At 56.6% G+C, this 25,830-nt stretch carries 25 protein-coding genes; 10 read left to right on the forward strand and 15 right to left on the reverse strand.

The window, feature by feature from the left end:
* Window positions 1-185: hypothetical protein (locus tag G5179_RS18860; protein ID WP_421258903.1), on the forward strand; the 185-nt coding region annotated here is incomplete at its 5' end.
* Window positions 186-235: 50 nt separating this feature from the next.
* Window positions 236-1,432, forward strand: coding sequence for an NnrS family protein (locus tag G5179_RS18865; RefSeq protein ID WP_421258904.1), 1,197 nt, complete (start codon window positions 236-238; stop codon window positions 1,430-1,432).
* A gap of 16 nt (window positions 1,433-1,448) precedes the next feature.
* On the opposite strand, the gene G5179_RS18870 is transcribed toward G5179_RS18865, so the two are convergent.
* Window positions 1,449-2,018: a helix-turn-helix domain-containing protein gene (locus G5179_RS18870; RefSeq protein ID WP_106843551.1), complete on the reverse strand. Its 570-nt coding sequence runs from the start codon at window positions 2,016-2,018 to the stop codon at window positions 1,449-1,451.
* Between the two features lie 119 nt (window positions 2,019-2,137).
* Between G5179_RS18870 and G5179_RS18875 the strand changes: the two genes are divergently transcribed.
* Together G5179_RS18875 and G5179_RS18880 are read left to right on the forward strand one after the other, a co-directional pair.
* A complete protein-coding gene (locus tag G5179_RS18875) occupies window positions 2,138-3,313 on the forward strand; it encodes a benzoate/H(+) symporter BenE family transporter (RefSeq protein ID WP_106843550.1) in 1,176 nt (391 codons plus the stop codon).
* 122 nt (window positions 3,314-3,435) lie between these two features.
* The gene (locus G5179_RS18880) at window positions 3,436-4,500 is read left to right on the forward strand and encodes a DUF3103 family protein (protein WP_108541792.1); all 1,065 of its coding nucleotides are present in this window, start codon (window positions 3,436-3,438) and stop codon (window positions 4,498-4,500) included.
* A 69-nt stretch (window positions 4,501-4,569) separates the two neighbouring features.
* Here G5179_RS18880 and metF read toward each other — a convergent pair whose 3' ends face one another.
* A complete protein-coding gene (metF, locus tag G5179_RS18885; protein WP_005340191.1) occupies window positions 4,570-5,460 on the reverse strand; it encodes a methylenetetrahydrofolate reductase in 891 nt (296 codons plus the stop codon).
* 329 nt (window positions 5,461-5,789) lie between these two features.
* Here metF and G5179_RS18890 point away from each other — a divergent pair, with 329 nt between their 5' ends.
* A complete protein-coding gene (locus G5179_RS18890; protein WP_421258905.1) occupies window positions 5,790-6,590 on the forward strand; it encodes a GNAT family N-acetyltransferase in 801 nt (266 codons plus the stop codon).
* 72 nt (window positions 6,591-6,662) lie between these two features.
* On the opposite strand, the gene G5179_RS18895 is transcribed toward G5179_RS18890, so the two are convergent.
* The 12 genes from G5179_RS18895 to G5179_RS18950 all read right to left on the reverse strand — a co-directional run bounded on the left by G5179_RS18895 (window position 6,663) and on the right by G5179_RS18950 (window position 21,083).
* Window positions 6,663-8,132 carry an ABC transporter substrate-binding protein gene (locus G5179_RS18895; protein ID WP_421258906.1) on the reverse strand — a complete coding sequence of 490 codons (1,470 nt, stop codon included), beginning with the start codon at window positions 8,130-8,132 and terminating at the stop codon, window positions 6,663-6,665.
* A gap of 8 nt (window positions 8,133-8,140) precedes the next feature.
* Entirely contained in the window at window positions 8,141-10,120 is a 1,980-nt protein-coding gene (locus G5179_RS18900) for a HAMP domain-containing methyl-accepting chemotaxis protein (protein ID WP_421258907.1), read from the reverse strand.
* Window positions 10,121-10,342: 222 nt separating this feature from the next.
* Window positions 10,343-10,939: an OmpW family outer membrane protein gene (locus G5179_RS18905; RefSeq protein ID WP_227342973.1), complete on the reverse strand. Its 597-nt coding sequence runs from the start codon at window positions 10,937-10,939 to the stop codon at window positions 10,343-10,345.
* Between the two features lie 458 nt (window positions 10,940-11,397).
* Window positions 11,398-13,074 carry a sensor domain-containing diguanylate cyclase gene (locus tag G5179_RS18910; protein WP_421258908.1) on the reverse strand — a complete coding sequence of 559 codons (1,677 nt, stop codon included), beginning with the start codon at window positions 13,072-13,074 and terminating at the stop codon, window positions 11,398-11,400.
* A gap of 121 nt (window positions 13,075-13,195) precedes the next feature.
* Window positions 13,196-16,024: an excinuclease ABC subunit UvrA gene (gene uvrA / locus G5179_RS18915; RefSeq protein ID WP_421209394.1), complete on the reverse strand. Its 2,829-nt coding sequence runs from the start codon at window positions 16,022-16,024 to the stop codon at window positions 13,196-13,198.
* A gap of 89 nt (window positions 16,025-16,113) precedes the next feature.
* Window positions 16,114-16,428, reverse strand: coding sequence for a curli-like amyloid fiber formation chaperone CsgH (csgH, locus tag G5179_RS18920; RefSeq protein ID WP_407959568.1), 315 nt, complete (start codon window positions 16,426-16,428; stop codon window positions 16,114-16,116).
* A 110-nt stretch (window positions 16,429-16,538) separates the two neighbouring features.
* Window positions 16,539-17,990, reverse strand: a complete 1,452-nt coding sequence (locus tag G5179_RS18925; RefSeq protein ID WP_216952160.1) for a curlin — start codon at window positions 17,988-17,990, stop codon at window positions 16,539-16,541.
* Window positions 17,991-18,024: 34 nt separating this feature from the next.
* On the reverse strand, window positions 18,025-18,546 hold the full coding sequence (locus tag G5179_RS18930; protein WP_201952781.1) for a curlin: 522 nt from the start codon (window positions 18,544-18,546) through the stop codon (window positions 18,025-18,027).
* 186 nt (window positions 18,547-18,732) lie between these two features.
* On the reverse strand, window positions 18,733-19,572 hold the full coding sequence (locus G5179_RS18935) for a CsgG/HfaB family protein (RefSeq protein WP_005355003.1): 840 nt from the start codon (window positions 19,570-19,572) through the stop codon (window positions 18,733-18,735).
* A 7-nt stretch (window positions 19,573-19,579) separates the two neighbouring features.
* The gene (locus G5179_RS18940) at window positions 19,580-19,981 is read right to left on the reverse strand and encodes a curli assembly protein CsgF (RefSeq protein WP_042063493.1); all 402 of its coding nucleotides are present in this window, start codon (window positions 19,979-19,981) and stop codon (window positions 19,580-19,582) included.
* Window positions 19,982-19,992: 11 nt separating this feature from the next.
* Window positions 19,993-20,436 (reverse strand): curli production assembly/transport protein CsgE, encoded by a 444-nt coding sequence (locus G5179_RS18945; RefSeq protein ID WP_201952785.1) that lies wholly within the window; start codon window positions 20,434-20,436, stop codon window positions 19,993-19,995.
* Window positions 20,436-21,083 carry a LuxR C-terminal-related transcriptional regulator gene (locus G5179_RS18950; RefSeq protein WP_158113813.1) on the reverse strand — a complete coding sequence of 216 codons (648 nt, stop codon included), beginning with the start codon at window positions 21,081-21,083 and terminating at the stop codon, window positions 20,436-20,438. The genes G5179_RS18945 and G5179_RS18950 overlap by 1 nt, the downstream gene beginning before the upstream one ends.
* 426 nt (window positions 21,084-21,509) lie before the next feature.
* On the opposite strand from G5179_RS18950, the gene G5179_RS18955 reads away from it, so the two are divergent.
* Complete coding sequence (locus G5179_RS18955) at window positions 21,510-22,088, forward strand: single-stranded DNA-binding protein (RefSeq protein WP_204480312.1); 579 nt, start codon at window positions 21,510-21,512, stop codon at window positions 22,086-22,088.
* A gap of 149 nt (window positions 22,089-22,237) precedes the next feature.
* Window positions 22,238-22,981 (forward strand): substrate-binding periplasmic protein, encoded by a 744-nt coding sequence (locus tag G5179_RS18960; RefSeq protein ID WP_064341833.1) that lies wholly within the window; start codon window positions 22,238-22,240, stop codon window positions 22,979-22,981.
* Between the two features lie 72 nt (window positions 22,982-23,053).
* Here the strand turns inward: G5179_RS18960 and G5179_RS18965 are convergent, their stop codons facing one another.
* On the reverse strand, window positions 23,054-23,179 hold the full coding sequence (locus G5179_RS18965; RefSeq protein WP_019445191.1) for a hypothetical protein: 126 nt from the start codon (window positions 23,177-23,179) through the stop codon (window positions 23,054-23,056).
* Window positions 23,180-23,640: 461 nt separating this feature from the next.
* On the opposite strand from G5179_RS18965, the gene G5179_RS18970 reads away from it, so the two are divergent.
* The 3 genes from G5179_RS18970 to cspE all read left to right on the forward strand — a co-directional run bounded on the left by G5179_RS18970 (window position 23,641) and on the right by cspE (window position 25,783).
* Window positions 23,641-24,543 carry a cation diffusion facilitator family transporter gene (locus tag G5179_RS18970; protein WP_421258909.1) on the forward strand — a complete coding sequence of 301 codons (903 nt, stop codon included), beginning with the start codon at window positions 23,641-23,643 and terminating at the stop codon, window positions 24,541-24,543.
* A gap of 146 nt (window positions 24,544-24,689) precedes the next feature.
* On the forward strand, window positions 24,690-24,974 hold the full coding sequence (yjbD, locus tag G5179_RS18975; RefSeq protein WP_005340165.1) for a DUF3811 domain-containing protein: 285 nt from the start codon (window positions 24,690-24,692) through the stop codon (window positions 24,972-24,974).
* A 596-nt stretch (window positions 24,975-25,570) separates the two neighbouring features.
* Window positions 25,571-25,783 carry a transcription antiterminator/RNA stability regulator CspE gene (cspE, locus tag G5179_RS18980; RefSeq protein ID WP_005316548.1) on the forward strand — a complete coding sequence of 71 codons (213 nt, stop codon included), beginning with the start codon at window positions 25,571-25,573 and terminating at the stop codon, window positions 25,781-25,783.
* The last annotated feature ends 47 nt before the right edge of the window (window positions 25,784-25,830 follow it).

Genomic DNA, 25,830 nt, shown 5'->3' on the forward strand with positions numbered 1-25,830 from the left:
GAAGCTGGCTCATCAGGTTGGCGTGTTCCGCCGTGCTGGTAGGGGCGCATTATAGGGAGCCGCGCCGGGATGACAAGGGATTTTTCAGCAAAAAAGTTCGTTCGCTCAGATATCAAGCAATCACCTCTTTTTTGCTCAAAATGGCATCAATTCTGACTATTGCCGGATTTAAATTGAACATTTGAAAAGCCAATTTTATAATTGGTCATCTCAAATGTTTAATTGGAGGGCCCTCATGCATCAAATCCTCGATAGCCATAAGGAAAAGCAAATCGTCCCGCTGTTCCGCTTGGGGTTCCGACCCTTCTTCTTGTTTGGGGCTCTGTTTGCTGCCGTCGCCATGTTGCTCTGGCTGGGGCAGCTCAACGGTTGGCTAACCTTGCCAGGGATTGCCAACCCGATCTGGTGGCATGGTCATGAGATGCTGTTTGGTTTCGGGGCTGCCATCGTCGCGGGTTTTCTGCTCACTGCGGTGCAGAACTGGACGGCCCATCCTAGTGTTCGGAGCTGGCCATTGGCGCTGGTTGTGGGGTTGTGGATGTTGCCAAGGGCGTTGTTACCCTGGCTGGGTGAGGAGAATACGCTCCTGATGGTGGCAGACCTGCTCTGGTTGCCGCTTTGCGCCTGGTTCCTTACCAAACCGATCTTGATAACCCGGCAATGGCGCAACCTGTTCTTCGTGCCCCTGTTGCTGATACTGACCCTGCTCAATGGCGCCAGCTGGTTATGGCATAAAGAGTGGACCACCGTTGAGCATCTGCTGATCACGACTGTGCTGTTGTTTACCACCCTGATCGCCGTGATGGGTGGAAGGGTGATTCCGTTCTTCACCGCCCAGGCAACCGGTCAGGAGAAAGCCGCACCTCAGCTCTGGCTGGAACGGGCGGCGCTCGCGACACTGTGGCTTATCTTGCTCTGCTGGCTGCTGCTCCCCACCCAATGGGTCACCAGCATATATATCGTGCCTCTCTATATAGTGGCGGCGAGTTTGCATCTGTGGCGGCAACTACGTTGGCATCTGCCATCGACCCTTGCGCATCCCCTGCTGTGGTCACTCCATCTCGCCTATCTGTTTATCCCTCTTGGCCTGCTCTCCCTTGCGGCACATAGCGCGGGTCTGCCCATCACGTTGTCGATGGCCAGTCACCTGCTCAGCGCAGGCTGTATGGGCACCATGATCCTGGGCATGATTGCGCGAGTCTCCCTCGGCCATAGCGGTCGAGCCTTGCAGGTAGGACGCAGGATCACTGGCGCATTCGCCCTGGTTATCGCTGCCGCCACAATGCGGGTGGCGATTCCCCTGTTCTGGCCTGCTTATACCCTGCATGGCTGGAACCTCAGCGCGCTTGCCTGGATCGCTGCCTATGGTCTGTTTGTCTGGGTCTATACCCCGATACTGATCCGCCCCAGAGCAGATGGTCGTCCGGGTTAATGACTGCGGAACGTGTTCAGGGTGTTGCCACCGGATAGTGGATCAAATTGTGGAAAATAGCCGGAGCTATGCCGAGATTGCGATAACCGTGGGGACGGTCCGCAGCAAAACGCACCGCCTCCCCTTGCTCAAATGAGCGCCACTCCCCTTCCACCAGCACCTCCATCATGCCGCTGATGACGATGACATGCTCGGTCACTCCCGGCTCATGGGGCTCGGATTCACGCTGGTAACCCGGCAACAGGGTTAGCTCAAGCAACTCGAAACCAAACCGGTTTTCATAAGGGAAGAGCGGTGCCACTTGCATGCCCTCTCCCGCTGGTTGCTGGCGAATGGCATCGGCGGTGCGATAGAGCACCTCTGCCTGCGCAGCGGGTATGGGCTCAATGAAACTGGAAAAGGAGACTCGAAACCCGGTGGCTATCTTCCACAGCGTCGCCACCGTTGGGCTGGACTCTCCCCGCTCAATCTGCCCCAGCATCGCCTTGCTGACCCCCGTTTCGCGCGCGGCGGCATCCAGGCTCCAGCCGCGCTCGCTGCGCAGCCCCTTCAGTCGAGCAGCCAGGTGCTGACTCATCTCTTGCATAACTGCCTCTTTATTACTCTTGCACGATGCACCTTGTGCGCTATAGCGCACAGCGATATAGTCAAAGCTGTATTGTACGTAATAACGCACAGCGCGTCACAACGCCAAGAGGAAGAGTCATGCCCTTCGCACTCCCCCATCTGGTCGCCGGCTTTATCGCCGTGATGGTCGGCTACACCAGCTCCGTCATCCTGATCATCCAGGCCGCCACGGCAGCGGGTGCTGATACTGCCCAAGTTGCCTCCTGGCTCTGGACGCTGGGGATCGGCATGGGGGTGAGCTGCATCGGCCTCTCTCTCTATTACCGCATACCCATACTAACCGCCTGGTCCACACCGGGCGCGGCACTGCTGATCACCACGCTGGGCAACTTCACTCTGGCGGAAGCCATCGGCGCCTTTGTGATCTCGTCCCTGCTGATCACTCTGTGTGGCATCAGCGGCTGGTTCGACCGTTTGATGAAACATATTCCGGCTCCACTGGCCGCCGCCATGCTCGCTGGCGTGCTGCTCAGATTCGGATTGGATCTATTCAAGGTCGCCCCGCAAGATCCCTTGCTGCTTGGCACCCTGCTGCTGGCCTTCCTGCTGGGTCGTCATCTCTGGCCCCGCTATACCATGGTGCTAGTACTGGGAGTGGGGATGCTGACCTGCAGCGTGCGGGGGGGATTGCAACTGGGCACCCTTCACTGGCAACTCGCCAGCCCGGTCTGGACATGGCCAGTCTTCTCCCTTGATGCCCTGTTTGGTATCGCGCTGCCGCTGTTCATTGTCACCATGACATCGCAAAACATGCCGGGAATTGCCATCTTGCGGGCCCACGGCTATCAGCCTTCCACCTCCTCGCTGATCAGCTGGACTGGCCTGACTGGCCTGCTGCTCGCCCCTTTTGGCGGCTATGCCTTCAATCTGGCCGCCATCACTGCAGCCATCTGCATGGGCAAAGAGGTCGACCCGGATACCAAACGCCGCTGGCCTGCTGCGGTTTGGGCGGGTTGCTTTTATCTTGTGACCGGCTGCTTCGGCGCGACCGTCGCGGCCCTGTTTAGCGCCTTTCCGGCAGCCCTTGTCACCTGCGTCGCCGGATTGGCCCTGCTAGGCACCATCGGCAGCAGTCTGCACTCTGCCTTGCAACAGGATGAAGCCCGAGAAGCTGCGCTGCTTACCTTTATCATTACCGCGTCCGGGATCAGCCTGCTCGGCATCGCGGCAGCCTGCTGGGGTCTGCTGATTGGTCTGGCTATCTATCAGTTCCAATCATATCGACAAAGGAATCAATTGAACCTCAAACCGTGAACCTCTGCACACTATCCACATAAAATGATTCACAAGTGAAACTAATTTCCTTCTAGTGGCGCTAGGGCACCAATCTTCCCGGACGTGTTGCCCTGTCAGGTTCCATGCAACGGAGTATAAAAATGAAAAATCAGGCTGTCTTGTTACTACTGGCCATACTGGGTGCTACGAGCGTCCAGGCTGCCGATACGGATCGAGAGCTGGCTCGCCAGCTCGCACTTCAGCAGAAAAACCTGCTGCCCCTGCTGAGCAATCAGCAATATCAGAGCCCGCTTCCCAATCTGCTGCAGAAGGCCAGCCCGCGCCTTAAGCGGCAGGCGACCGATGCCAACCAGGCGGCCATCAGCCGGCAAGGACTGGATGGCGAGGTCAAGCAACTGATGCAGTTGCGGCTGGCCAACACCGATCAGGCCGCTGCACTGCAACAGGGCGTCGAACCGCTGGTCGCCTATGTTCCAAGTGGAGATGAGAAGAGCTGGAGCGCCATTGAAGCGTTCGACAGCGCTGGCAATCCCGTCTATCTGGATGTGGACAAGGCACCGGCCCGGCCGGTTCTGGTAGTCGAAGCCGATCCCGTCAAAGCCAAGAACGCAGGCTTGAAGGTGATGCGCAAGGCGCTGGCCGATGCGGATCTGCAAAGCGCTCCGCGAGTGGCGGCCAGCACGGCGCCACTCAAGACCAGTATCCTGAAAAAGATCAGACTGAAGGATGATCAGGAGCCCTGGCTGCTCGGCGCGGCCGAAGTGTATGCGGTGGTCGCAGGGGTCAATCCCAGTCGGGATGAGCCAGTAGTCGATATTGTCGACATGCCCTACCTCGACTATGACAACACAGACTACACCCCCAACCAGATCCTGGTTTACTGGGATCGCTATCGCTGGGGTGCCGTCGATGTGGTGATGATGGAGCAGGATGACAACGTCAACTACAAGGAGCTGAGCGCCCTGCTGATTGAAGCTCTCAAACTCGGCTTTACTGCGGGTGGCGTGCCGGAAGCCCTGCCCTTCCTCGATCTCGGCGGTCGCATCGTCAAGGCGCTGCCCGACTCCTGGATGACCAACAACGACGACTATCTGGATACCTTCTACACACTGGAGCAGGATCAGGTCTATCGCCAGTATCCGGGGGCTGCCGGTAATGCGGTTATCGATCTTGAGCCAAAAGAGATCGCCCCGACCAGACCTTGATAATCGGCCATAACGAAAAAGCCAATGAGCAACTCATTGGCTTTTTGCTTTTATCGCGGTGACCACCGGTCAACCCTTGGGACGAACCCCCAGAGTATGGCAGATGGCATAAGTCAGCTCGGAGCGGTTCAGGGTATAGAAGTGGAAATCCTTCACCCCTTCCTGACTCAGCACGCGCACCTGATCGATGGCGATGCTAGCCCCCACCAGATTGCGAGTCATCTGATCGTTATCCAACCCCTCGAAACGCTGATGCATCCAGCGCGGGATCTTCACGTTGGTAAAACCGGCAAACTTGGCCAGGGTCTGATAGTTGGAGACCGGCAGGATCCCCGGCACGATTTCAGCATCGATGCCGATGGCGGCGCAGCGATCCCGGAAGCGCAAGTACGTTTCCACATCGAAGAAGAACTGGGTGATGGCGCGGTTGGCACCGGCATCGATCTTGCGCTTGAGGTTAAGCAGGTCGGATTGCGCACTCTTGGCCTCCGGGTGCCCTTCCGGATAGGCGGCAACCGAGATATCGAAGTCAGCCTCTGACTTGAGCAGGGCAACCAGATCGGTGGCATACATATCCGGCTTCTCCAACCCCTGCGGCAAATCACCGCGCAGAGCCACGATGTGACGAATACCGCTGTTCCAGTAGTCGCGGGCGATGGTGCGCAGCTCGTCGCGACTGGCATCGATACAGGTCAGGTGCGGCGCGGCAATCAGGCCGGTCCGCTCCTTTATGTCCTTGATCACCTTGTGGGTGCGATCACGGGTGCCGGAGTTGGCACCATAGGTGACGGAGACGAACTTGGGTTCCAGCACTTTCAGCCGTTCGATGGACTGCCAGAGGGTATTCTCCATCCCTTCACTGTTGGGCGGAAAAAACTCGAAACTGACCGATATATCGCCATTCAAATCTGCCAAGCTCTGGTTGAGCGCCTCAACCTGACGTGCACTGTGAAATCCCATCTGCTCTTCTCCCTGTCCTGCAATCCATCTGCCTACGTCAAAACGGATGTTTGGACGTCTAAACGTCTTTATATTTATGAGCAAAACGACACAAAGTCAACAGGGATTTACCTCACATCCGATCTGACGAACTTCATATTTACAAAATTAACGGTACGTAACCGAAAAGTGCCCATCCCAAAATTGCCCCAGTCGAGTTATGATGAGGGCAGATCGTCCTGGACGTTCTGAATCTGCGTGTGATTGTTTGGCCGGAGGTTTCTCCGGCCCCTTTTCATCTATTTCCCACTCCTGCCGATAACAGAATGAGTCTTTGCAGGAGCACCATCATGGATACCCACCCCGGCTTTGCCACCGACTTGCTGTTCGATCGCTATCAGGGCGAGGTTGTTCAGCACGATCAGTTCTGGGCGGTTCGCACGCCGGATGCTCCCGACTATTACTTCGGCAACTACCTGCTGCTCCCCACCCCGCCCAGCGACCGTGACAAAGGCTGGCTGGAAGCCGCCTTTGATCAGCTGATCGGCCAGGATCATCGAGTACGCCATCGCACCTTCCAGTGGCCACTGGCGGCCGGGCAAAACAGCCGGATCGCCGGTTTTGTCGCAACGGGTTACCAATATATGGAGTGCGTGGTGCTGGCGCTGGATGAACAGAGTTGCCCGCCCCCTCACGGCGACATAAACAAGGTTGAGGCACGCACCTTCACCACTGCTGATTGGCCTGAGTGGCTCGACTTCGAACTCCATGAGCGGGATGAGGGACACTCGGAACAGAGCTATCTCCCCTATCTGCGATCCCGCCAGGCGCTCTATCAGGCAATGATTGCCGATGGTCTCGGGAACTGGTGGGGGATCTGGCAAGAGGGGCAACTGGTCGCCAGCTGTGGCCTCTTCTTCTGCGGCACACTTGGGCGCTTCCAGTTGGTACGCACGCACCATGCGTGGCGCAACCAGGGGTTATGCCGTCAGCTGCTGAGTCAAGTGGCTCGCGCAGGATTGTCCCGCGCCAAACAGCTAATCATAGTGGCCGACGAGCACTACCATGCCCAGCGCATTTACCGCTCTCTGGGGTTTGCCCCGGTAGCCCGCATCGGCAGCCTCTGCCGCTGGCCCCACGAAGCACAATAAAGCGATACATGCTGGCCACGAGCCATAAAAAACGGGAGGCTGATGCCTCCCGCTCTTATTGATGCAGATGACCTATTGCTGTGGCTGCTGTGGCGCCTCCAGCTCGTTGGAGAGCGCCTGCTCTACCTCATCCGACGGCGCCGGTAATGGGGCAGCGGCCGATGATGCGGGTTCTGCGGGAGTCACAGCAGGTGACACCACGGCCGATGTTTCACTGGTCGCGGGAGCTGCGGACACCTCAGTCGTCGGCGCTGAAACTGGAGCAGGGGCAACCGCATCACACTGACAATCCGCGCTCTTGGCCTTGTTGCCCTGATGAGGGGCATACCAGCCCTTCAAGCCACTTTCCAGTCGATCTGCGGCAGCCTTGGGATCCATCTTGCCAAGCAGCACCGCCTGACTCACCTCGGCCAGTTCATCCCCCAACTTGGGCGTACCACGGGAGAGGATCTGGGTCGCCACCCGAATGGTCGAGTCACACTGATCGCGCCACTCCATCATCTCTTTGGCCGCCGAATTGGTGACATCGAAGAAGTGGTTGGAGAGGGAGAAGAATCCCGGCAGCGAGTTGGTATAGAGCTCGGCAAATTGCGGCGTCGTCAGCCACTGCAGGAAGGCCATTGCACCCTCTTTGTTCTTGCTGGCCGGGTTTATTCCCATACCGATATCGGTGTGATCGGTAAAGAAACAGCCATCACCCTGTTTGGCCACCGGCGGACGCATGACACCAAAATCGACCTTGCCGGTGAAGGGGGCAATCTCCCAGGAGCCCGCCACGTAGAAGGCGGCCTTGCCCGAGGTGAAGAGCTCGTTACTGGTCGCATAATCGCGGCTCTCGCCACCGTCACCGAGGTAGGAACGCCAGCGGGCCAGCTCGTCGAACACCTTCACATATTGCGGGTTGTCCAACCGCTCCTGCCCGCCGATCAGTGCCAGACGACCATCTTCCCCTTTCCAGTAATTGGGGCCAATGTTCTGGAACCCCAGTTCGGAGGCAACCCAGCTCTCGGAACCACTCATGGCCAGCGGCACATAACGCCCGTCGGCCTTGATCTTGTCCAGCACGGCGAAGAACTGGTCGCGGGTTTGAGGCAAGGTGATCCCCAATTCACTGAGGATCTTCTTGTTATAGAAGAAGCCATGGATCACCGAGGCCATCGGCACACAGAAGGTCTGGGCACCGGAGTCCGTCTGCCAAGGTGACTGGGCAAAACTCGGGAAGTTCTCCATTCCTGCCATTTCGGTCAGCTCGGCCAGATGGCCCGCCTTGAACAGGGCGAGCGAGTCATCAAACGGACGACAGGTAATAAGATCCCCCGCCTTACCGCCTTTCAGGCTCTCCCACAGGGTGGGCATGTAGTTAACGTTCTGTACCGGATGAAAACTCACCTTGATACCGGGATGCGCCGCTTCAAAGGCCGGGATAATTTTCTGCTCCCACAACGCCTTGTCATCGGTTCGCCAGCTTTCAATCACCAGCTCGCTGGCCATCAGCTGGCCACACAACAGGAGACTCAGGGCTCCAATCCACTTTTTAGACATAAGCCCTCCTAGACCTTGAAATGTGCGATCAATTGCTGCTGTTTGGCGACCAGGTCGGCCAGTACTTCACTGCTGCTGGCCGATTCGCGCGCCTCCCGCTCGGTCTCATATGCCACATCGGCAATACCGGCGATATGACGAGCGACCCCCTGACTGACGGAGATCTGCTCCTGAGCGGCATGGGCCACCTGATCAGCCATCGATTTGATGGCACCCATCCGATCAGCAATGGATTGCAGCGCCACATCCATCTCGCGAGTCTGCTCAACACAGCTCTGGGTCTGCTCCTGGCTACGCCCCATCACTTCAACCACATGCTTGCTGGAGTTCTGCAGATTCTCAATCATCCCCTGGATCTCTTCGGTCGAAGTCTGGGTGCGATTGGCCAGCGCCCGCACCTCATCGGCTACCACCGCGAAACCGCGGCCGGCATCGCCAGCACGGGCAGCTTCGATGGCGGCGTTCAAGGCCAGCAGGTTGGTCTGCTCGGCAATACTGCGGATCACATCGAGAATGCTGCCGATGTTGTTGCTGAATTCGCCCAGCTTGTAGGTGATGCCGACCGCCTCCTCCATGGCGCCAGCCAGCTGCTCGGTGATCCGGCGAGTGGTGGCCACTTTCTGGCGACCATTGCGCGCCTCTTCATCGGCCAGATCCACTTCCCGCTTGGTGCCATCGGTAGAGCGGGCCACCTCGGTGGCGCTCACTTCCAGCTCGGTAATGGCGGCGGCCACCTGATCGGTCTGGCTCTTCTGCTCCTGTACCCGGGACATGGCCCGTTCGCTGATCTCGGCGGCGCGGCTCGCTTCATCCACCAGATGACGGGAGCCCGCATTGATTTGAGAGAGCAGCTCGCCGGTCTTGCCCGCCAGCGTATCGATGGAGCGAGAGAGGCTGCCAAATTCGCAACTGCTGCGGTAGTTGATGCGGCGGGTCATGTCGCCGGCCGCCATGCAATCGAGCTCCTTGTTGATCATCTGCAACGGGCGCTGAATGCTGCGCGCCGTGGTATAGCCTATCACCAGTGCGGCAGCGGCCGACATCGCGGCAACCACCAGGATCCAGAAGCTGGCACTGCTGACCGCGGCATCGGCGTTGATCCGACTATCGCTAGCGATGGCACCGGCGGACTTGCCCATCTCATCGAGCAAATTGAGGCTGTTGACCAGACTGGCATCCAGCTGCTGATTTTGCGTGGCCAGCGACAGCTCCAGTTGCTGAGCCTGACGCATGGTCGCCAGCAAGCCCTGAGCGCCGAGCGCCAACTCCTGCATCCGATCCAGATTGGAGACAAAGCGCGCTTTTACATCATCGGGCACCACTACCCGCTCCAACCGCTTGCGGGCCATTTCGATGTCCTTGCTCAACACCTTTTCCAGCTCATTCAGGTCGGTTTTGGCATCGGCACGGCGGATATTCTTCAGATCGCGGGCGATACCCGAGGTAATAAGCTCCGCCTTGTTGCGCATGGAGCGCTTGCTGGCGGCCTGTTGCAGCAGCAGATCCGCCGCCCACTGGTAGGTATCCTCAAGACGGATAAATTCCATCTCCAGCTTGTGGCGCTGCTCCAGCGCACTGACCCACTGCCGATGCTGGGCCAACACCTGATCCGCCAAGCCATAAAATTGGGTGGTAGCACTCTCGACCTGCTGGAAGCGGGCACGAGCATCCGCTACATCGGTAAATTTACCCATCTCCTGACTCAGCTGGGCGAAGCGGTTCTGTTGCTCCTTGAACTGATTGGCCAGCTGCGGCAACTGGGCAGCATCTTCACTGGTGCGGTAGACCAACACCCAGCGGTTACTATCCTGCAGTGCCCCCTTGAGACCTGCGACAGCCACCACCAGCGGGGTTGCGCGGTCAGATACGGCAGAGAGGCCGTCATTTATACCCTTGATTTTAAAGGTACTGATCACACCAAGCAGGATCAGCAACAGCAGCATCAACACGAATCCGGCGATGATCCGCTGCACAATAGATAAGCCCATGGAGACATCCTCACTCATTGGGGGAAGGTAAAGTGAACATAGTCACTATCGGCAGGGGTGGCGAATAACTGAAATAAAGCGGCAGGTATTTAATTGATTTGTATCGGGTTGGATCACAGTCCAGACAAAATCAGCCATACGAAAAAAGCCCGGCACAAGCCGGGCTGAAAGAGACGTACTTTGCTATCTTCCGCGATCCGTTCAGAACCGCAGTCAGAATCATTAGAAGCGGTAGCCAACACCCACCATAAAGGCCATCGGGTCGACCTTGGTATTAATGGTGCCAATCGCAGTATGCACATCGGTATCGATATCCATGATCCAGGCTGAACCGTTGACAAACCAGCGGTCAGTGATCGCCATATCGATACCAACTTGTCCGGCAACACCCCAGGAGTCATCGACTTTGACATCGGTTCCTGACAGTGCACCACGACCCTCTTCATCAAAGAAGGTGGTGTAGTTCACGCCAATACCGACATACGGGCGAACCTTGCTTTGAGCATCGCCAAAATAGTACTGACCCATCAGAGTCGGCGGCAAATGCTTGATCTTGGCAACTTCAGCGCCACCCAGTTTGACTGAATGAGAGAAGGGGGTTGCAGCCAGCAATTCGACACCCCAGTTATCAGTAATCATGTAAGAGAGAGTCAATCCCAATTGCATGTTGTCATTAATTTCCAGCTCTACAGGCGTGCTGCTTTCCTGCGGCGATACAAATGCCAAACCACCACGAACCAGAATGTCGCCAGCCTGATGGGCCATGGCGAAAGGAGAGGCCACTGCAGCGGCAATCATCAGAGGAAGTAATTTTTTCATCACGTAATCCCTTTTTTTGTTTTCATTTGATGCTGTAAGCCCGCTGACTATATGCCCTTGTAAATGCAAAGTTATTGACTTGAAGCAAAGGTTGCGCGGAAATAAATCGATTGGTGTGACATCTTTGCGCGCCATCCCAATCTCCTTGAGCCCCCAGACAACAAGCCGGAATACCTGTTGCGACAGGTTGTAATTAACCCCATTTAGCGCCAAAACAAGCAAGCAAACCACACCTTATCGCTCGGCAGAGTGGCTATTAATTGTTGTTAATATGGGCAAACCAGCGTATTTTTTGCGCCATGCAAGTTACTGGGAAGTAATGGTTTATTTATGAAAAATGCGTCGAAATGGCAAAAGGTGGGGGCCTTTCTCGCGGCCGTTTGGGGGATCGGATCCTTTCTCTTTATCCTGCTCGGTTTTATTGTCGCCCTAGCCTATCTGGTATTGGTCCGGCAGGGCTAATCCGGGCTGACAGTATGTTGCAACGCAAGACTATTCCCTTCGACAAGTTGCTCCGGGGTCTGTTCCATCACCTCCCGAACAGACAGAGTGCCCGAATAGCCACAGCATCGATTACGGCCCCTCAGTTTTGCCTGATAGAGCGCCAGGTCGGCCAGCTTGAAACTGTGGCTCCAGAAGGTATCGGGGCACGCCGGATGCAGAGGATACCGACAATATCCCGATGAAACCGTTAACCATAGCGGCCTCTCCTCCGAACCGAAACGGTGCTGAACAACACGAAGCCTCAGATAATCGGCACGCTGTACCAACTCTTGCTCATTATCCACCTGCAACAGGAGTAAAAACTCCTCCCCTCCCAACCGGATAACGGGCTCGGCGTCACTCACCACCAGCTTGTGCAGCAGTTCTGCCAGCTGCTGCAACACCAGATCACCCATATCATGACCAAATCGGTCGTTGATCCGTTTGAAATGATCGAGATCGAGCAGCAACAGCTGACAAGGGCGGGCCCAATTGTCTTGCAACCAGCTATCCAGATAGCGACGATTGAAACAACGGGTCAAGGGGTCGGTGAATGCCGCCATCTCCATCTGGCTGGATTTTTCCAACAAATCATCGTGTTGCTGACTGACCTTGCTGGCCATCTCCTTGAACTTGCCGCTCAAGGTCGCCATCTCGGCGCTGCTGTCGATATAGGGGATCAAGGTGGCATCTGGCCGATCGCCAAAGCGTTGCAGCGCCGACACCAGCTGCTGCAACGGGGTAAGCACAATGCTGTTGAGCCGGTACATGGCGATCATGACGCAGATAAAACTGATAAAAAGCATACCAATAAAGGTCCAGAGCGCCCCCTCCATGACGCCACTCAAGATCTTTCTCTCCTCCTCAATCACCAGAGTCAGCACCGGCTGGTTATCGCTGTTGAGCAGTCGCACCTCTCCCCTAAGCCGGGTGAGCCCAAGGTCGATCAGGCGATACGTTATTTGCGGTTTCAGTTTTTTGAAGGTAGCGGTGACATCCAGATTGGCGTGGGAGATCGCCAGAGGCAGCGCGGTACGCTCCGATACCTGCTCGAGATAGGCCTTGTCGAGCCAACGTACAACCAGCAAGAAACCGTTGAACGGTGCCGACTCGTCACTGTTTCTGATCGGCTGCCACGAGTACATCAGCGGCCCCCACTGGGAAGCACGGATCCCGTGCAGATTGATGCCCCCTTGCGCCACCGAGCGCGCCCTTAACTGCTTTTTCAGCTCATCAAGGAAGTAGGGAAACTGATCAGGGTTGATCCCCGGCGCATCGGGTAGCAGGGTGCGCGTCCAGATTTCGTAGCCGGTGAGATCCATGAAGCTCATCAGGTTGAGACTAAAATCCCGCATCGGCATATCACTGAACAGGTTGGATTCGATGTACGCCCTGCTTTTGTTGTCCATAAAACGGTGACTGTCATCCCAGATGCCCCAATCCCGACTGAATGCATCCAGAGCGGCCACATCCGCCTGCACCGCCTTGGTCACGCGCAGCAGATGCTCCTTCATTCGCTGCTCTTCAATCCGGCTGGCAGCCGGGATTTGGGCCCACGCCAGCAGGACCAGCAATAGCAGGATCGCCCCCAGCCAGATGGGGAACATGGAGTAAGCCAACTGATGATCAATCGTGCGCGGAGCCTGAGCCATAACCCGATATATCCATTACCATGATGCTGAGATGCCAAGCCTGCCCACACTTGACGAGCTTCCCCCTATGCTCCCGATTTTTATAACAAAAAGGGGCCAAAGGCCCCTCGATTATAACGGCTTATCGCGCCAAAAGTGGCCTCAAAAAACGAGCTGTATGAGACTCTTTATTGGTGCAAATCTCTTCCGGCGTCCCCGTCACCAGAATGCGGCCACCACCGGCGCCCCCCTCCGGCCCCAGATCGACGATCCAGTCGGCAGTTTTGATGACATCCAGATTGTGCTCGATGATGACGATGGTGTTGCCACGATCCCGCAGCTGGTGCAGCACCTTGAGTAGCTGCTGGATATCGTGGAAGTGCAGCCCGGTGGTCGGCTCGTCCAGAATGTAGAGAGTCTGACCGGTATCCCGCTTGGAGAGCTCCCGCGCCAGCTTGACCCGCTGTGCCTCACCGCCAGACAAGGTTGTGGCCGACTGGCCGAGGCGGATATAGGAGAGGCCCACGTCCATCAGGGTCTGCAGCTTGCGCGCCACCGCCGGCACCGGATCGAAGAACTCGCGGGCATCTTCCACCGTCATCTCGAGGATTTCGTGGATGTTCTTGCCCTTGTATTTCACCTCCAGGGTCTCGCGGTTATATCGCTTGCCCTTGCAGACATCGCACGGCACGTAGACGTCCGGCAGGAAGTGCATCTCCACCTTGATGACGCCATCCCCCTGGCACGCCTCGCAGCGGCCCCCCTTCACGTTGAAAGAGAAACGGCCCGGCTGGTAGCCGCGTGAACGCGCCTCCTGGGTGCCGGAGAGCAGCTCGCGGATCGGGGTAAACAGGCCGGTGTAGGTGGCCGGGTTGGAGCGTGGGGTACGACCGATGGGGCTCTGGTCGATATCCACCACCTTGTCCAGATGTTCCAGCCCCTCGACACTGCGATAGGGTGCCGGGGTGGATTCGGTGGCCTTGTTCAACTCGCGGTGAGCAATGCGGAACAGGGTATCGTTAATCAGGGTCGACTTGCCGGAGCCGGAGACGCCGGTAACACAGGTCATCACTCCGATCGGCAGATCCAGGTTAACGTTGCGCAGGTTGTTGCCGCTCGCCCCCTTGAGTTTCAGCCACTTGCCGGTAAGCGGCGTGCGCTCGGCCGGAATGGCGATCTGCTTGCGGCCGGAGAGGTAGTCACCGGTCAGCGACTCCGGATTGTCGATGATCTGCTGGGGGGTGCCCTGCGCAACAATTTCGCCGCCATGCACACCCGCCCCCGGGCCGATATCCAGCACATGGTCGGCGAGGCGAATGGCATCCTCGTCGTGCTCCACCACGATCACGGTATTGCCCAGATCGCGCAGATGGGTGAGGGTCTTGAGCAACCGCTCGTTGTCGCGCTGATGCAGACCGATGGAAGGCTCATCCAGCACGTACATCACCCCCACCAAACCGGCACCAATCTGGCTCGCCAGTCGAATGCGCTGCGCTTCACCACCGGAGAGGGTCTCGGCGCTGCGCGACAGGCTCAGGTAGTTGAGACCCACATTCACCAGGAAGCCAAGCCGCTCGACGATCTCTTTCAAGATCTTCTCGGCAATCTGGGCGCGCTGGCCGGTGAGGTTCAACCCTTCGAAGAAGGCCAGTGCATCGCCAATGGACTGCTCGGCGATGGCCGGCAGGTTGCGGTTATCGACGAAGACGTGGCGCGCCTCCTCCCGCAGTCGGCTACCACCGCAGCTGGTACAGGATTTGTTGGCTATGTACTTGGAGAGCTCTTCGCGTACCGAGTTGGACTCGGTTTCCCGGTAGCGCCGCTCCATGTTGTGCAGGATCCCCTCGAACGGGTGCTTGCGCACCACCACGTCGCCGCGGTCGTTCATGTAGCGGAACTCGATCTCGGTGCGACCGGAGCCGCGCAGGATCACCTCCTGGGTCTTGACCGGCAGATCCTCCCACGGCGTCTCCAGATCGAACTTGTAGTGCTCGGAGAGGGATTTCAGCATCTGGAAGTAGTAGAAGCTGCGCTTGTCCCAGCCACGGATGGCGCCGTTAGCCAGGCTGATGGCCGGATCGCCGATCACCTTGGCCGGATCGAAATATTGCTGCACCCCGAGACCGTCACAAGTCGGGCAGGCTCCGGCCGGGTTGTTGAAAGAGAAGATGCGCGGTTCCAGCTCCGACATGGAGTAGCCGCACTCCGGGCAGGCGAAGTTGGCGGAGAAGGTCATGGGGGTGACGCCCTCCTCCCCGTCCATCGGCACTACCAACACGATACCACCGGAGAGGGTCAGCGCCGTCTCGAACGACTCGGCCAGACGCAAGGCAAGGTCCTCGCGCACCTTGAAGCGATCCACCACCACCTCGATGGTGTGCTTCTTGTGCAGCTCCAGAGTCGGAGGATCGGAGAGGTCGCACACCTCGCCGTCGATACGGGCACGGATGTAGCCCTGGGCCGCCAGATTCTCCAGCAGCTTGGTGTGCTCCCCCTTGCGATCGCGCACCACCGGAGCCAGCAGCATCAGCTTGCTCCCCTCCGGTTGGGCCAGCACCTGATCCACCATCTGGCTGATGGTCTGGGCGGCGAGCGGAATGGCGTGAGTCGGGCAGCGCGGCTCACCAACCCGGGCGAACAGCAGACGCAGGTAGTCGTAGATCTCGGTGATGGTGCCGACGGTCGAGCGCGGGTTATGGGAAGTGGACTTCTGCTCGATGGAAATGGCGGGCGAAAGCCCCTCGATATGGTCGACGTCCGGCTTCTCCATCAGGGAGAGGAACTGGCGAGCATAGGCGGAGAGGGACTCCACATAGCGGCGCTGCCCCTCGGCATAGAGGGTATCGAACGCCAGAGAGGATTTGCCCGAGCCGGAGAGGCCGGTGACCACGATCAGCTTGTCGCGGGGCAGGGTCAGATTGATGTTCTTGAGGTTGTGGGTGCGAGCACCCCGGACCACGATCTTTTCCATCTTGTTGCACGCTCGATACAGAAACCTGAGCGAGTCAGTATGGCATAGAGACTACTGGATGAATAGACAGTCATGAGATGAAATGCGCATCATCCGGCGCACGCCATCTGCTCTTTTTTCTCCACCAGCAGCCGCTCGTTTTGCCATATCAGAGCGGTGACCTCGACCCGATAGGGACAACGCAAACCCAGCCCTATTTTGCCAACCGCCATGACCACTCCTGCCTGCAGCGACAGATTACGGCTCTGGCGCTGAGTCGTGCTCCCGGCCGCCCCTTCGCTGCGCACCAGCAACCTGACACTCACCATCAAGTCGCGCTTGCTGAGCAGCGTTGGCGCAAGTGACAGCCCCTGCTCGTTCTGCGCCATATTGAGGGACAAGCGGATCGACGGATCGGGCTCCATCTCGTTTCCCCTGGCGCTTGCTGGGGAAGCGACGCGATGAACCAGCATCAACCCACAGAGCAGCACCAATAAAAGAGGGGCCCGCAGGCCCCTGAATCCGGAGATGACCATCAGTTGCTACCAGCCCCTTGATAGACATAGGCATGGTTATCGCTGCCCAATACGGTCACATTGGCAGTATTAAAGCTTTCGTTTTGCACCACATCAACGGTGTTGCGCCCCCCACCAACCCCAGCATTGACGTAGACATTGGCCTCGTGCTCAGCGCCGTTCTGGGTCACTGTGAGCTTGTTCTCGCTACCCAAGTAGGACTCAACCTTGGCATTGTTCAACTCACCATCCTGGGTCACTTTGACCACAGACTCAGAGTGAGACGCATCGGCATAGGCCCAGTTGTCAGTGCCTTTCTGAGCAACGACCAGCTCGTTGTCCGAGCCCCAGGTCCAGGCGCCTTTGCCTTCACCATCACGAGCAGAGGCAACCTGGTTGCCAGTTCCGTTCTGGTCGATATCGATGGTATTGCCGCTGCCTGCTTGTTGCACTGCATTGGCATAGTTGTCATTACCTACCTGATCAATGGTGACCGCACCATCGGTACTGCTGGCTAACTGGTTGACCACGGCCTTGTTGTCATCACCTGTCTGGTTGACCAAGGCATCATTGCCAGTACCTTGCTGGTCGGTCTCAATCCGGTTGCGATTACCATCCTGTGTCAGGTCAGCAAACTCCCCGGTTCCAGACTGTTTGGCCAACAGGCCGTTGCCATTCCCGGCATCAGACCCTTGCTGCAGAGTCACCACTTCACCACGGGTTCCACTTTGCTCAACAGTCGCTACGTTGGCACTATCGTATTGAGTGACGTCTGCATTGTTCAAAGAACCACTCTGAGTCACCACTGCAGATGTTCCTTCCGCCGGTGCATAGTCATAGTTACCGGTTGCCTGCAGCACCTTGGTGATATTGCTCTCTCCACGTTGTACCACTTCGGCGTTGGCTCCATCAGCCGCTGTCTGGGTCACGTCAGCCTGGTGAGCCCCCCCTTCTAGCTGCTGTACACTCGCCCGAGCGAAATCGGATATCTGGTTATTAATGACAGCCCGATTACCATCCGAGATTTGAGTGATCCTGGAGTCAGCTAAGTCACCATTATCTTGCTTGATCTTGGCGTCGTTGCGATCCCCATCCTGCACAACCCCGGCAACCGCACCGCCATTCTCAAATTGCTGAATCACATCAGCAAAGTTGTCGTTCCCCTTTGTATCGATGGAGGCTTTGGAGAGGTTAGTGTCACCTTGTTGCAAGATGTAACCCTCGTTACTGTCACCTACCTGCCGAGTATCGGCATCTGACTGGCCGGTATTCTTTTGAGTGGTAACAGCTGTGTTGTTGTTACCAGCTTGATCGATGTTAGCCTTGTTATCGACGCTTCCCACCACCTGGTTAATGGTGGCGATATTGCCGCTCTGGGCCTGGTTCACCGTAGCCTGGTTGCCAGTAGATGCCGCCCAAGCGGTGCTGGTCGCCAGAAGAACTGCCGAGGCAATGATGGTACGTTTAAACATGATTTCCCTCTCGTGCTAATGGTTGAGCCTAGGCTCAGTTGGTTTGAACGACATTTACTTGCTGATTGGCCCCCATCTGGATGACGGTGGCCGTTAATCCGATTCCGTTCTGCTCGATGCTGGCCTGATTGCCATCACCCAGCTGGATCGCCCGGGCCTGATTGTCTGCCCCTTGCTGACTGATCCAGGCTTCATTGCCGCTGCCTTGTTGCAGCAGCCAAATCCGGTTATTGATGCCCGCCTGATAGAGTTCGGCGCTATTGCCCTCACCCAGTTGCGCACCATTGACCCAGTTCTCATCTCCTACCTGGGAGAGCGCCAACTCATTGGCCCAACCCTGTTGCAGCAGGCGCGCCTGATTCAGCTCCCCTTGCTGGGTGAGGTGCAGTTGCTGCTCGCTACCGAGTTGCCACAACAGCGCCTGATTCCCGTCGTTCTGCAGACCGGAATCCAGCTCGCTTGCCATCGCCAGCTCATCAAAGACGGCAGGCTCTGCGGCGAGTTGCGGGGCGCCCGATATCAGCAGAAAAAAGAGAGCACTCAACAGATGTTTCATCGCGCCATCGCCTTGTTGGAAAACGCCCACAGTATCCCTGTCAGACAAGAGGCGGCCTATCAGGCACTCCGCTGATTCGAGGATGAAAAACACCGCCCTGTCGCTGAGCAGAAAGTCTTAAGTCGTATTCGATAGAGGCCAAAAAAATGCCCTCCACTAGGGAGGGCATTGCGAGAGAGGGAAAACTCAAAGCAGCGGGGCGTTGTCTTGCAGGTACTCCTGCAGGATCGGATTGTCGATATCCCTCTGGTCGGCCAGTTGCCACAGATTGTCCCGTACACCATTGGCTATCAGCCGGATCACTCCGGACTCGATAGCCGACATGACACACATCTGTACCGGTTCGTTGGTGCTGAAACCGGCCTCGGCCTCCAGCAGGCGCTTGTACTCGACGAAGCGGAATACCCCGGCCTGCACCTGTTGCGACAATACTGTCTTGGAGGTGGTGACACTGTTCAGGATCCGGCCTGAACGGATATCGACGGCACGCAGATTGACCGTCACCTGATCGACCCGGTACTCCCCGCTGGCGCCAATGCCAAAATACTTGGCTCCCGCCCCACCGGTTCGTACATTGCTGTCATAGGCGACGATCCCCCCCTCGATCAGGATGTTGGCGGCGACCAGCGAGGGCAGTTGATTGGCATTGTTGCCGGGAACGTTGGGCTTGTTCTGGGCCGCCCGCACAATCTTGCGTTCGGTCAGCAGGTTCTGCAGCCCCTCCCGCTCCAGAGGCACAAACCATTGGGAATCCCACAAAGCCGTGCTCAGCATGGCTACCCCGCCCTGGGTGACCGCCGTGGAGAAGTTGGATGCCGGTGCGGGCAGGTACTGACCGGTCTGATCGCGAAAATCGTAGACGGCCGCGACAATTTTCCCTTTTGGCTTGGGCAGACTGATCAGCTCCTTGTAAGAGACGGATCGCGGCATCAGGGTTGCCTTCTCATCGGCAACGGGCGAGCCGATATGGGTCGCACAGCCAGCCAGCGCAAGCAGGGGCACTATCAATAACAGTTGTCGTTTCATCGCGCCCTCAATCAGCAATCAGGCCATTCACTTCGATCATGGTGGTCTGGTTGGTCACCCGGTCGGTGATCGAAACCACCAGGGTGCCATCTTCATCCACCACATTGATGGCAAAATCATCGGTCACCAGACTGCCGCTCTGGCTGCCATCCTTGCCGATATCGGCCAACAGCTGGCTGATCAGGCGGGATTGCAGGTTGGAGGTCAGGCGATCCAGCGCCGAGGTGCCGCTGCTACCACTGCCACTGGCGGGATCCTTGTAATCATTCTGCGCATTGGCGGTGCCAAGCAGATGACTGCTGTTGAGAGGGTTACCCCCAAAGCTGGGGTTGACGGGGCGATAGACAAGCTCCGACGCATGGAGCGCTGGCGCTATCAGTGCTGCAACTAGCCATAACCGGGCACGCATGAGAAATATCCTTATAGTTCATCATGTTCCAAATCGAAGGTATCCATGAACAGGGTCGCGATCTTCTGCTGTTCGAGGGTCTGCCTGACCTGTGACCAAGCCAGTTTGGCACTCTGCTCCTGCTGATTGCGGCCGGGAGAGAGCGCGGTTTTAAAAATCACCTTCCGGTTATGGGTGATCCAGATCAGGCTGCCCCAGCGAGCAGTCGGGCGCTCATGAATCGTCAGATTTTCTCTGGCATTCGGGTCTTCATCACTGCGCAACCGGGTAAATTCGTTATAAAAGCCCTGACCGAAGCGGGTAAAAGTGCGGTCCAGCACCAAACCATCCACATCCAGCCGATCACTCTCCTGCTCCGGCTGTACCGACTCCAGCGGAGCATCGGCCTCGGCCGCCACAACGGTCGTGAAGCCCCAGAGCAGCACAAGGCAACATGCCAGAGAGAACGCTTTCATCAGTGGGAGTCCGGAGCATCGAGATACTCTTTGGCCCAGCTCACCGCCTGGATCCGGTTCTTCACGTTCAGCTTTTTAAAAACGTTATAGAGGTGGGATTTGACGGTGTGCTCGCTGACAAACAGGCTGTCGGCGATCTCGACATTGGAGGCGCCCGTCATCAGATAACGGATGATCTCCTGCTCTCTGGCTGTCAGCAGGGTGTCGTTACGCAGCAGGTAGCTATTGCCCTGGCGATAGTATTCGACCAGCTCGCACAGCAGGTGGCGCGGCATCCAGTACTCGCCCAACAGGATTTTCTGCAACCCGGCAACCAGTCGGTCGAGCGGATCCTGACGGAAAAACAGACCGCAGATCTGCGGCCACATCAGCAGCAGGTCGCGATCCGTCGCAGTGGGAGCATTGAGCAGCACTGTGGCCGCCATGCCAAAGCGTTCAGAGATCGCCCGGTTCCAGCCCAGTGACTGGCCGGAGCGGATATAGTCGAGATCGATGAGAAACAGCGTGCCGTCACACTGGTTATCTAGCTGATTAATCTCGTGGATTAGCTGGACGGGACGGCTCAAATGAGAGATGAGATATGCAGCAAATGTGCTGGCCTGCACATTATTTTCAGTGACCAGTGCGATCGGGCATGCGGCTTTCATTGTGTGCTCTTCCTTGAACCTGTAAACCACCTAATCTGGCCGACTGAGTCTACCAAGGAGGTATGGGAGCACAATATTAAAAAAGTATGAGAATGGATCTCATAAATATCGTAACCATATGTTTTTAGTCGATTTAAAAACTGTTCCCAATTCGCCAATCTGCCAGCATAACAGGAATATATGGCAGAAATGTGATGCAGGATGCGCCGAAAAAAGATGCAACCCGACCATCACCACAGCAGGAGCCAACCGTTGCCTTTGGCACATCAAGCCGGTTAAGGATGCTGCCAATCCGCTTCGCAACTGTTACTATGACCGTCACATGCGTCTGCGGGACATTGCGCCCCGCACACAGCAACTAATCAGGTATCTAGTCGTGTTGGACCAGGTTTCGACCTGGCCGGTAAATAAGGTGGAAGAGAGATTATGGCCAGTCGAGGCATCAATAAAGTCATTCTGATCGGTAACCTCGGGCAAGACCCGGAAGTACGCTACATGCCGAGTGGCGGTGCTGTGACCAACATTACTCTGGCCACCTCTGAAACCTGGCGCGACAAGCAGACCGGTGAGCAGAAAGAGCGCACCGAGTGGCACCGTGTCGTCTTCATGGGCAAGCTGGCCGAAGTGGCTGGCGAGTACCTGAAGAAAGGCTCCCAGGTCTATGTGGAAGGCAAACTACAGACCCGCAAGTGGCAGGATCAGAGTGGCCAGGAGCGCTACACCACTGAAGTGCTGGTCGACAGCTTCACCGGCGTCATGCAGATGCTGGGTGGCCGTCCGCAAGGTGGTCAGGGCATGGGCCAGAACATGGGTGGCCAACAAGGTGGCTGGGGTCAACCGCAGCAAGCCATGCAGCAGCCGATGAATCAGCAGCGCCCGGCGCCGGCTCCGCAGCAGAACATGCAGCCGCAAGGCGGTTATGGCCGTCCTGCCCAGCAGCCGCAATCTGCGCCGCCGGTATATAACGAGCCACCGATGGATTTCGACGACGATATCCCGTTCTAAGAACAGAATATTGAAAAGGCCCTGATAACTCAGGGTCTTTTTTTATGCACTCAGGCTGAACCTCTCAGCCCGAAAGGGATATAACGCTTTTTGGTTGCCTCCCCTACAGTGATGGATATTCTCCACAGGAACGCTTTGTGAAAAGTGCAATGAAACTGCTCACCCCTTTATTGCTGATGCTGACCAGCATGCTCTCCGGCCAGTTGCAGGCAACGCCACTCAAGGTCGGGGTCAGCTTTGCCATCCCCCCTTATGTCATCGAAAGTAATCAGCGTGGCATCGAGCTGGATCTGCTGAAAGAGGCGTTCGCTGGCAGCGGCTATGAGCCCAGCTTTGAATTTCTGCCGCTGGAGCGCACCTTCCGCCTGTTCGAGTCAGGAAAGCTGGATGCCATCATCAACGTCAGACCCGGTATGGTTGATCCTCACGTTCTGACCCAGCCCGTTATCACCTTCCATAACCGGATCTTCACCCTGCGCAGCACCCACATCAGTACCCTGGATGATCTGCATTCAAAACGGGTCACCGCCTTTCAACGGGCAAGGATCATTCTGGGGGGCGCGTTCGCCACCATGGCCAACCAGAATCCCCACTATGAGGAGGTAGCCAAGCAGCAGGTGCAGGTACATCAGCTAATGCGCGGCAGGGTGGATGCAGTCGTACTGGAGGAGCGGGTGTTCTATTACTACCTCGACCAGCTGATTGCCACCGCCCAGGCAGGCGAGCACTACGAGCGCAATCAGGTCAGGCAAGCAGACCTCTTCCCGCCCACCGTCTATCACTTTGCCTTCCGAACGGCCGATGCCCGCAATCTGTTTGATAAGCGCCTTGAGGCGATGCGTCAGGATGGTCGTTATCACCAGATTTTCGCGGCTTACGGCGCCACGCCGTGAGCCACAAACATAAAAGCCAGCCGGTAAGGGCTGGCTTTGTACTGGCTCCGAAGGAACAGCAGTAGGGGAGCGTTACTTCATTGCGCTGCCGTTTTTCAGTTCTGCTTTCTGACGTTTGGCTTCGCGTTTCTCTTTCAGTGACATCTGCGGTTTTTTCTTGGCATCTTTGCCGTTGTGATGTTCTTTGTTACTCATCATCAAACTCCAAAAATGTTACCCAGACAGCTGGTTCCTCATGGGAGCCAGCATGCCATCCGAATCATCAACTTCAGTACGCTTGGTGGGATGGTGCAAGACCATCACCAGACCCAGCATACCCTCCAGCGGCATCCGGATCCAGCCTCATTCTCGTCCAAAAGATGTCGCGCGCAGCCCCTTGAGCTGGGAGGCCAAACGACCTCGACAGGAAAGACCAAAAAAGAGTAATTCGCATTATTAAATGTTGTCACGCTTATATTAAGCCATCGTTACCTGGATATTTTCACGGATAAATATAAATCCCTCTCATTATTTATTACCGCGCAAGAGGCCACCATTTTAATAAGCATTCGCAATATCACCGGAAACATCAGGTTACAACACCGAATAGGTTATTTCCGGTCAGCCGGATATAATGCGCGCCGCACCGAAATATCCGTTTTTATTCAGGAAGCTGTGACATGAACAGAAAAACCAGAGCCGCCATGGTGTCGGTCTGCTCCAATATCAGTCTGATCATCATGAAAATGGTGGCCGGGTTCGCCAGCGGCTCGGTCAGTATCATCTCGGAGGCGATCCACTCCGCCATGGATCTGGTGGCGGCCCTGATCGCCCTGTTCGCGGTGAAAAAGTCCGATCTCCCGCCCGATGAACGCCACCCCTATGGTCACGACAAGATTGAAAATGTCTCCGGCGTCATCGAAGCACTGCTTATCTTGCTGGCCGCGGGCTGGATCATCTTCGAAGCCGTCGACAAGCTGATCACCCCCAGCCCGATTGAAAGCATTGGCTGGGGCGTGCTGGTGATGGTGATCTCGGCGCTGGTCAACAGCGGCGTCTCGGCCTACCTCTACAAGGTGGCCCGGGAAGAAGAGTCAGTTGCATTGGCGGCCGATGCGCTCCATCTCAAGGCGGATGTGCTCACTTCAGCCGGTGTCGCCGTCGGTCTTGGCGGGATCTGGCTGGCCGGTCTGTTTGGCCATTCACTCTCCATCCTCGACCCGCTGGTCGCCATTGCGGTCGCCATCTTTATTGTCAGAGAGGCGATCAGCATGCTCAACGAGGCCTTCCAGCCGCTGATCGACCAGAGCATGAGCCCGGAAGAGCTGGCGATGACCAGCCGCATCATCACCGAATGCTGCCCTGCCGCCAGCGGTTTTCACGATCTGCGCAGCCGTCGTGCCGGTCGTCGTCGCCATATCGACTTCCATCTCACCCTGCCCACGGAGATGAGCATCGGCGAAGCCCACGATATCTGTGATCGCATCGAACACGCCATCATGGCGCAGTTGCCCCACGCCATCGTGCTGATCCACGTCGAGCCAGAGGAGCAAGAGCTGCCCTCACCGCTCGCCATAAATTGAAATGTGGCAAACAGGCGGGAAAGTGGCAGCGAAATAACAGAAAGTTGGCACAAACCCGCATTTTTACTGCCGGAAAGCCGATTGCATAAGAAGTGATCGGCACAACTGTGTTAGGGTGTCTAACCACCCTGCCGCAGGAGCGCGCCGTGAAAAAGCTGGAAATGAAAGATCTGACCGAGGCCGAAAAAGCCGAGATAGCCTTGTTATTGCAAAAGGCACAAGCCAATGCAGACCACCAGCTGACCAACGGAGAGCGGAACAAGATCCGCGAAGAGGGTCGCCTGAAAATTGTGGCCGACCGCGCCGAAGCGGCCAAGGCAGCCTCCAAGCTGGCTCGCGAGAAAGCCAAAGAGCGCGCCAAGAACCAGGTACTGCCGGAAACCTTCAGCTGGATTGATTCGGTCAGCAACAAGTTTCGCAGCAAGCGCTGATCCCCTCTTGCAAAACGCCCGCTGGCACTTGTGCCTGCGGGCGTTTGCATGTCTGGGCGATGCTCGATGGGCCAGATTTGGCGCCGCCATTGATTTGCAGCCCAGAAGCTAATCGCAGCAGCAAAGAAGTGATTTACATTGTGAGTTAGAGAGAACGCCAACTGACAATCCCCGGTCTATCGCCACCTTTTTCATTTTTTCTCATATTTTTTGCCAGAACTGGCTACATAGTCAGGACAAAAAAGCCGAATCCGGCTTGCTACAGGGTGATATGAGTCTGCACTGATTTTTCTATGCCGTTGAAATGCATCATATTTACTATAAAAAATGATATTTTTGGCTGTTACAAAACATTAATATCGAGATAAAGTTTGCTTTAAAAATGAGAGCGTGTTTTAATCTTTCTCGATGGTTCGGCAGTTCAGACCTGATTATGTTAGGCAGTCATTTTAGTAAAGCAGTGATTAGCATAAGCGTTATCCTCGGATAATTCTTATCAAATAATTCTCCTTCTTTAGTGCTCCCCATACGTATTGCTGACGAAAAATCAAAAATTGCCATTTAGGTGGCATTCAACACTATTTAAGGAAATTATTATGTCTAACAAAATGACTGGTACCGTTAAGTTCTTCAACGCTGAGAAAGGTTTTGGTTTCATCTCCCCGGCTGACGGCAGCAAAGACGTGTTCGTACACTTCTCCGCTATCCAGTCCACCAGCTTCAAAACCCTGGACGAAGGTCAGCGCGTTGAGTTCACCATCGAGCAAGGCCAGAAAGGCCCGGCTGCTGCCAACGTAGTTGGTCTGTAATTCAAGCCGGAGCATGCTGCTGATGGCTCATGCCAACTGCTGACAGC

The sequence above is a fragment of the Aeromonas sp. 600886 genome (assembly GCF_049174935.1).
In the GTDB taxonomy this organism is placed as follows: domain Bacteria; phylum Pseudomonadota; class Gammaproteobacteria; order Enterobacterales; family Aeromonadaceae; genus Aeromonas; species Aeromonas veronii_A.